General features: G+C 36.1%; 1 protein-coding gene. It reads left to right on the forward strand.

The window, feature by feature from the left end; all coding sequences use genetic code 11:
- Positions 1–75 precede the first annotated feature (75 nt).
- Positions 76–294 (forward strand): YceK/YidQ family lipoprotein (locus A3738_RS08875; RefSeq protein WP_197473739.1); only part of this gene is annotated, 219 nt, incomplete at its 3' end.

The raw sequence follows: 294 nt of genomic DNA on the forward strand, positions 1-294 counted from the left end.
GAAGCTATGAAATTTTTAACCCTATTATTCGTTCTATTACTTTCAGGTTGCGGCACAATCTTAACCAACATAGAAATGGATAAGCCGAGAGAAGAACGAGATTCAATTGTTCGGCAAATTGATTCTAGAGTTTATAGCGGTACTAAATTCGATGTTTTAGCCAACTCTCCAGAGCAAGGCTCAGGTGGTAATGTCATTGGTTTGTTCTTCTTAATTGATATACCACTTAGCTTAGTAGTAGACACATTAATCTTGCCTTACACACTTACAAATGAACCTTATGGTCAAACAAAT

This window comes from Oleiphilus sp. HI0066 (assembly GCF_001635725.1).